This window comes from Senegalia sp. (in: firmicutes), assembly GCF_052088025.1.
GTDB lineage: Bacteria > Bacillota > Clostridia > Tissierellales > SIT17 > Anaeromonas.
This window is the reverse complement of sequence record NZ_JBQCYD010000026.1, coordinates 24,327-31,265: the sequence shown is the minus strand read 5'-3', so window position 1 is coordinate 31,265 and position 6,939 is coordinate 24,327. Positions and strand designations below refer to the sequence as shown.

Sequence of the window (6,939 nt, the reverse complement as noted above, 5' to 3'; positions counted from 1 at the left end):
TGTTTTTCCCTAGTTTGTCTGCTAGGGGCATTAGTACTTTCTCGAGTTTATCAAAATATACAAAAGAAAACCCCTATTTCAACTATAAAGTAAGTGGGAATGAATTTTGTTAAAATATAGTTGTTACTTCTGTACTTTTAGTGATATAATATAATCAGTATTAAATATAAAAGTAGGTGATAATAGTGGAATTGCAATCAAATAATCATTCGGTATTCAACATTAATTTTCACTTAATATTAGTTACTAAATACAGAAGAAAAGTAATTAATGATGAGATATCTAATAGATTAAAAGAAATATTTGAAAATATATCTCCAAGATATAATATTGAGTTAAATGAGTGGAATCATGATAAGGATCATGTCCATATATTATATAGTTCTCATCCTAATACTCATGCTTCTAAGTTCATTAATGCATATAAAAGCGCAGCTTCTAGATTAATTAAAAAAGAGTTTCCTGAAATAAAAGAAAAATTATGGGAAGATTCTTTTTGGTCAAAGAGCTTTTGCTTGATTTCTACTGGTGGGGTAAGTATTAATGTAATAAAAGAATACATTGAATCTCAATGGGAGAAGTAGGATTAGAATAATTTTGTATTTGAAGGAGGTGAAAATGTGGAAAGGGATAAGAAGGAAGAAAAGATATTAAGAACTCAAAGTATTAGAATTAAAAAGGGTCATAATCTATATAACTATTGTGATGATATGTGTTTATTTTCAAAGAATCTATATAATACTACTAACTTTTACATAAGACAAGTATTTAGTGGTATTAAAAAAGATATAGAAAAAAGAGAAGAAAATGAAAATATGATAATAAATGAAATTAATTCTACTATACCAGAATTAAATAAAGTAAAAATAGCTTATAATGAAAAAAGAAAAATGAAAGAACTTGAAAAACCAATTAGTGAGAGAAAAGAAATTAAAGAAGTTGCTCTTTTTGATTTAATAGATAAGTATAACCCATATATAAGTTATAATTTACTTGATGGTATCTTTAAAATTAATAAACAGGTTGATTATCTTGCTATACCTTCTCATAGCAATCAACATATTATGAAAACGGTTTTTAATGATTGGAAAAGCTTTTATAAGTCTTTAAAAGATTATAAGAAAAATCCATCTAAATATAAAGGAAAACCTAAACCTCCTAATTATGCTAAGAAAGATGGTAGAAAAATAGCTTTCTTTTCTAATCAAACTTGTAAGATTGTTGATAATTATATAAGATTTCCTAAGACCAATGAAAGATTAAATATAGGTGAACTTAGTAAAACTAATGGCAGATTAAAACAAGTTAGAATTTTACCAGGACCTAATTACTATACTATTGAAATTGTTTTTGAGCTTAATATAAAGCCTGTGGCTATAAGTGAGACACCAAAAAATATATTTGGTATTGATTTAGGAATAGATAACTTTGCAACTATTGTAAATAATGTTGGTGAAAGACCAATTATTATTAATGGCAAGGTGATAAAAAGTATAAATCAATACTATAACAAAAAAAGAGCTCATTATTACAGTATATTGAGAAAAGGTAAATCTCAGAATGAAGGGTTATTTAACTCTAATAGATTAAATAGAATAGATGCAAAAAGAAATGATAAGATAAAGGACTTTCTTCATAAAGCAAGCTTTAATATAGTTAAAAAAGCTATAGAATTAAGTATTGATACTATAATTATAGGTAAAAACAAAGACTTTAAAGAAAATATTAATTTTAGAAAAGATATTAAATTAAATTTTAAAGGATTACCTTATAATAAGTTCATTAAAATACTTACTTATAAAGCCAATGAAAAGGGAATAAACGTAATAGTTACAGAAGAAAGTTATACATCTAAAGCTTCTTTTTTAGATAAAGATAAAATTCCTTGTATTAATGATAAAAACAAAGAAAAGCCTATATTTTCAGGTAAGAGAATAAAAAGAGGCTTATATAAAACTAAAGAAGGAATACTCATAAATGCTGATTGTAACGGTGCAGCAAATATAATAAGAAAAGTAGTTCCCGATGCTTTTAAGTTAGGGAATAGAGGTGTTGTGTTCACACCACTTGTGTTAAGCATTGCCTAATAGTAGGTGGAGACTTAAATATGATACACAAGAAACTCTCACCTCTAAGTGAAACGAAGGTGGGAGAGGTTCATCTGATAATTTTTGTATAGTAGTATATTTATCTGTATTAATTAGAAGATTTAAAAGCATTTGTATTCTCCTATGAATTAAATCATCATCACCTATGGAAACTTTCATATGATTAAGTCTTGAATTTAATATATCTAGTTGTGAAGAGCTATAATGAAGTTTTATTCCAAGACCTCTTTTCCTATCTATCTTTGCACCTACCTGATTAATCATAGATTCTAATTTGTCTAGATCCTTTGATAAGGTTTTGTCTGATATATTTAATTCATTTGAAAAATGTTTTATGGGCAAATAATCTTTTGCTATTATCAAACTTTTCAATAAATCAACTTGTCTTTTATTCATTCTTACAAATCCTTTCTATTTAATTATATGTTAGCTTTATTTATATGACTATAACATATAGCTTCTGTAAAGATACAGAACTTATGTACATAAAGAAAGACAGAGATTATGAATTAATCTCTGCCAAAACAATATATCCTTTTTTAATCTATTATTACAAACTTATCCCATGAATTTAAATAGTCCAATAAAAATAATTCTTCATTTTTGATTTTGCCTACAACATTCTTATTGCCTTCATTTGACATGTCCTTTAAAACTATATGAAGTTCACCTTTGTACCTAGTGTAATTATCATTTAAAATAACTACATCTCCTCTTTTTAAATCTCTAGTGTTTTGAGCTTTTATTTCACTGTCCTTATATTTAACTCTAGTCATAGAGCTTCTTCTCATGTAATCAGATATATCTCCTCGTGCAAAATGTTCATCATCATAAAGTATCTTTTCTTCTACCCCCGATAATTCATATTCTTTATCTATTTTAAAATTCACCTTATCTTCTATTATTTTTGATAAAGTTTCAAATTCTTCTTCACTAGCATATGCATTTGCTATCAATACTTCATCAATTAATCCTGTTGCTATTAAATGTCTTGCTTGTAAATCAATAGGCATATTTCTATGCATTTCTAAAGTACATAAACCTTCATTTACATCCCAAGGTCCAAATGCATCTTTACTATTACTTGATATGAATGCTGCTAATACAATATCTTTTTCTTTTATTTTTTTACTGTTTTCAAGGAAATAATCAAGCCCTAGACCTGTATATTTTTGAGGGTAAAAATTATGGGATGATATTATTTTCTCTTTTTTAGGTTTAAATGCTAGTATGTTTTCTATTTGATTTATATTTCCACTTGCATTAAATTCAAGCTTTAATCCATATTTGTTATATGACATGATGGCTTCTTTATTTCCATCAAAATTTTCATCCATTCTTATGCCATCAGCACCTATTTCACTAAAAAAAGATAAATCATCATAAGAAATACCTAGTTCTTCAAATATATAAGGGGCTACATCTACTATGACTTCCATATGATATTTATGTGCATGATTTATTCTGGTGTTAAATTCTTCCTTTATCTCGTCCTTTGATTTGTAGCCTAAGCCAAGTAAATTAGTAAATACTTTCTTCACCTTATATTTAGCTGCTAAATCAATATATTTTAAATCTTCATTTATATCTGATCTATCTGGATAAATTGAAATACCTAAATTTATCATTTTACACTTCCTCTCCTTTAGAGACCTAGTCTCTGCCAAAAAGGTCTCTTGTATATACTTTTTCTTTCACATCTTCTAGTTCATCAAACATTCTATTTGTTACTATTACATCTGATTTTTTCTTAAATTCATCTAAATCTGTTATTACTTCTGATCCATAGAATTCTTTTTCTTTTAATTCAGGTTCATATACTATTACTTCTATTCCTTTTCCTTTAACTCTTTTCATGATACCTTGTATTGCTGATTGTCTGAAATTATCTGAGTTAGTTTTCATAGTAAGTCTATATACTCCAACTATTTTAGGTTTTCTTTTTATTATCATTTGAGATATATGGTCTTTCCTTGTTCTATTTGCATCTACTATTGCCCTCATTATATTGTTTGGTACATCTTCATAATTAGCTAGCAACTGTTTTGTATCTTTAGGTAGGCAATATCCACCATAGCCAAATGAAGGATTGTTGTAATGACTTCCTATTCTCGGATCTAAAGATACTCCTTCTACTATTTGTTTTGTATTAAGTCCTCTAACTTCTGCATAAGTATCAAGTTCATTAAAAAATGCTACTCTCATTGCAAGATAAGTATTAGAGAATAATTTTATAGCTTCAGCTTCTGTACTACCAGTAAATAATATATCTATATCTTCCTTTATTGCACCTTCAGCAAGTAAATTAGCAAATGTTTCTGCTCTTTCACTTCTTTCACCTACTATGATTCTTGATGGATATAGATTATCATATAGAGCTTTTCCTTCTCTTAGGAATTCTGGTGAAAAAATAATGTTTTCTGTATCAAATTTTTCTTTTATTTCTTGTGTATATCCTACAGGTACAGTTGATTTAATAATCATTACTGCGTCAGGATTTATTTCAAGTACATCTTTAATTACCGATTCCACTGATGAAGTATCAAAATAGTTTTTATCTGGATCATAATTCGTTGGTGTTGCTATTATTACGTAATCAACATTTTGATAAATTGATTTATCTATTGTTGCTATTAGATTTAGTTCTTTGTTTTTTAGATAATCTTCTATCTTTTCATCTATTATAGGAGATTTTTTATCATTTATTAAATCTATTTTCCACTGGTTTATATCTAGTATATTTACTTCATTACTGTCTGCAAGAAGTACTGCATTTGAAAGTCCTACATAGCCTGCTCCTGCTACTGCTATTTTCATTTATATTGCCTCCATATTTTATTACACTATAAAATATTTTTAAATTATTTATTATCTTGATTTAATACCTCTAGTCTTTCTATAAAATCAATAACCCTTAAATTACAACTGGCATTTTCGTTGAATAGTCCTTCCTCGAACTCCCATTTTCCATCATTATATGTATATCTACCAGGTACATCATTTATATACATTTGTGAAGGGTTATAACTACCAAACATAGTTTGAAGTTCATTTACATAATAATTTCCATTAATATCTTCAAATATATCTATTGCCATAGAGGTAAAATTACCTATCTTAGAAATTTCTTTTGTTAAATTCAATAAAGCTTCTGGAGGTTTTACCCAGCCTACTAAATCGCTTCCACTGTGAAATTTTCCATCTGATAGTTTTTGATGTCCAAAAAAAGAATCGCCTATATTAATCATACGCCATTCAACTTTTACATCTAATTTTTCTTGAAATATTATAAAGTTATATTGTTTATCATCCATTCTAGGATATGATATTCCATAAGAAGTTTTATACCACTTAGTATATCCTATATTAAAGAACTTACCTCTAGTAAATATCTTATTTATAAGCTTAATGGCTTCTTTTTCATTCTTTATAAATTTTACTCCTAATGCTGCGCTACCTATATTAGTCTTAAACATTATTGGAAATTCATTATAATCCTTTATAAACTTTAAAGCTTCTTCTCTTTTATAAAATACCCATGTTTTTGGATGAGGTATATCATTTACCTCAAGCCAGTAAGCCATGTTCTTTTTATTTTCATAAATAAATAATTCTTCATATGAAGGGTATATAGGTTTTTTCATAATTTTATTAATAAAATATAATTTTTCATCATACATATTCTTCCAAACTTCTTTTTTAGCTGAAGGTTTTACTAAGAAACCATCACAGTTACTGTTTTTTATATTGTCTATCCAATTAGTAGATATTATATCTACTAATTCATATTCTACACCTAAGCTCTCACAGGCTTTTATATAATTTTTTTCTGAACCTGTAAATTCATTTAAAATGCCTAGTTTCATTGATTCACTTCCTTATTTTATACTTTTAGCTAAATCATAAAAGTCTTTTATATCTCTTTTATATACATGTTTGCTAAATGACTCACTTATAACTCTACTTGTTTCTCTATAAAAAATAGAAGGTGCGTTATTTACTTCATAGAAATAAATATTATCTTCTTTATATATAGGATTATCTATAGTAGTATATCTAGTCCCCTCTATTGCATTTCCTGCATCTGCTGCTGCATCTATAATAAGGCAATTTTTCTTTATTCTCTCTTGCTCTTTCTTTGTTATTATATTGGTATTAGGAGTATCTACTTCTATTCCATTTATTATTACATCATATTCATTAATATCTCTTTTAAATTCATCCATTGTTTTTCTATAATATAATCTAACTTGAGCTCCTAGTTTAGATATTGCATAAAAAGCTCCTTGTGATACATTTCCAGCTGCTAGTATAGCTACCTTTGTATTGAAAGTAGGAACTAAACCATAAGATAGTAATGCATGCATAGTAGCCGCATAACCAGCATTAAAACTATTTCCAGCTACAAAATTACGTGGAATAAAATCTATGTCTATTTTTTTATTTTTATAATATATTGCAGGATAAATATTATCTAAATCAACAACTATTAGATTCTTTGGGATAGCTTGCTCTTCCATAAATTTAGATCCTGAACCTGTTGGATGAGTCCATCCTATTATCATTTGTCCTTCTCTTATCATCTCATAATCTGATGGTTGAATTAATTTCAATGAAAAAATAGAATCACATTTTTCATATACTTTTTTCCTGGATAGTATTTCGCACCCAGCTTTTTGATATTCTTCATCTTCTATATCCAAATATTCACCAAATCCTTCTTCAATCACTATATCATTTTGAAAATCCTTTATATCCTCTGGAAGAAGAGCTACTCTTTTTTCATTTGAATAATTTGGTTTTATAAATCCTAATTTCATTATTAATATCC

7 protein-coding genes are annotated in these 6,939 nt (G+C 27.0%); 2 read left to right on the top strand and 5 right to left on the bottom strand.

Translation table 11 applies throughout. The features are described 5' to 3' along the window. Nucleotides 1–185: 185 nt before the first annotated feature. The gene (gene tnpA, locus ACTHUW_RS08420; protein ID WP_442213037.1) at nt 186–584 is read left to right on the top strand and encodes an IS200/IS605 family transposase; all 399 of its coding nucleotides are present in this window, start codon (nt 186–188) and stop codon (nt 582–584) included. A 36-nt stretch (nt 585–620) separates the two neighbouring features. Continuing rightward, entirely contained in the window at nt 621–2,087 is a 1,467-nt protein-coding gene (locus ACTHUW_RS08415) for an RNA-guided endonuclease InsQ/TnpB family protein (RefSeq protein ID WP_442213035.1), read from the top strand. On the opposite strand, the gene ACTHUW_RS08410 is transcribed toward ACTHUW_RS08415, so the two are convergent. The 5 genes from ACTHUW_RS08410 to ACTHUW_RS08390 all read right to left on the bottom strand — a co-directional run bounded on the left by ACTHUW_RS08410 (nt 2,073) and on the right by ACTHUW_RS08390 (nt 6,928). After that, entirely contained in the window at nt 2,073–2,504 is a 432-nt protein-coding gene (locus ACTHUW_RS08410) for an HTH domain-containing protein (RefSeq protein WP_442213032.1), read from the bottom strand. The genes ACTHUW_RS08415 and ACTHUW_RS08410 overlap by 15 nt on opposite strands. Before the next feature lie 143 nt (nt 2,505–2,647). After that, nucleotides 2,648–3,736: a DUF871 domain-containing protein gene (locus ACTHUW_RS08405; RefSeq protein ID WP_442213030.1), complete on the bottom strand. Its 1,089-nt coding sequence runs from the start codon at nt 3,734–3,736 to the stop codon at nt 2,648–2,650. A 25-nt stretch (nt 3,737–3,761) separates the two neighbouring features. Beyond that, the gene (locus ACTHUW_RS08400; RefSeq protein WP_442213028.1) at nt 3,762–4,925 is read right to left on the bottom strand and encodes a nucleotide sugar dehydrogenase; all 1,164 of its coding nucleotides are present in this window, start codon (nt 4,923–4,925) and stop codon (nt 3,762–3,764) included. Between the two features lie 44 nt (nt 4,926–4,969). After that, a complete protein-coding gene (locus tag ACTHUW_RS08395; RefSeq protein WP_442213026.1) occupies nt 4,970–5,974 on the bottom strand; it encodes an ATP-grasp domain-containing protein in 1,005 nt (334 codons plus the stop codon). A 12-nt stretch (nt 5,975–5,986) separates the two neighbouring features. After that, a complete protein-coding gene (locus ACTHUW_RS08390; RefSeq protein WP_442213024.1) occupies nt 5,987–6,928 on the bottom strand; it encodes a N(5)-(carboxyethyl)ornithine synthase in 942 nt (313 codons plus the stop codon). Nucleotides 6,929–6,939: the final 11 nt, after the last annotated feature.

What these genes read in the sequence shown, in the direction of transcription:
- ACTHUW_RS08410 (WP_442213032.1), bottom strand. Translation starts at nt 2,504, where the DNA reads ATGAATAAAAGACAAGTTGATTTATTGAAAAGTTTGATAATAGCAAAA.
- ACTHUW_RS08405 (WP_442213030.1), bottom strand. Translation starts at nt 3,736, where the DNA reads ATGATAAATTTAGGTATTTCAATTTATCCAGATAGATCAGATATAAAT.
- ACTHUW_RS08400 (WP_442213028.1), bottom strand. Translation starts at nt 4,925, where the DNA reads ATGAAAATAGCAGTAGCAGGAGCAGGCTATGTAGGACTTTCAAATGCA.
- ACTHUW_RS08395 (WP_442213026.1), bottom strand. Translation starts at nt 5,974, where the DNA reads ATGAAACTAGGCATTTTAAATGAATTTACAGGTTCAGAAAAAAATTAT.
- ACTHUW_RS08390 (WP_442213024.1), bottom strand. Translation starts at nt 6,928, where the DNA reads ATGAAATTAGGATTTATAAAACCAAATTATTCAAATGAAAAAAGAGTA.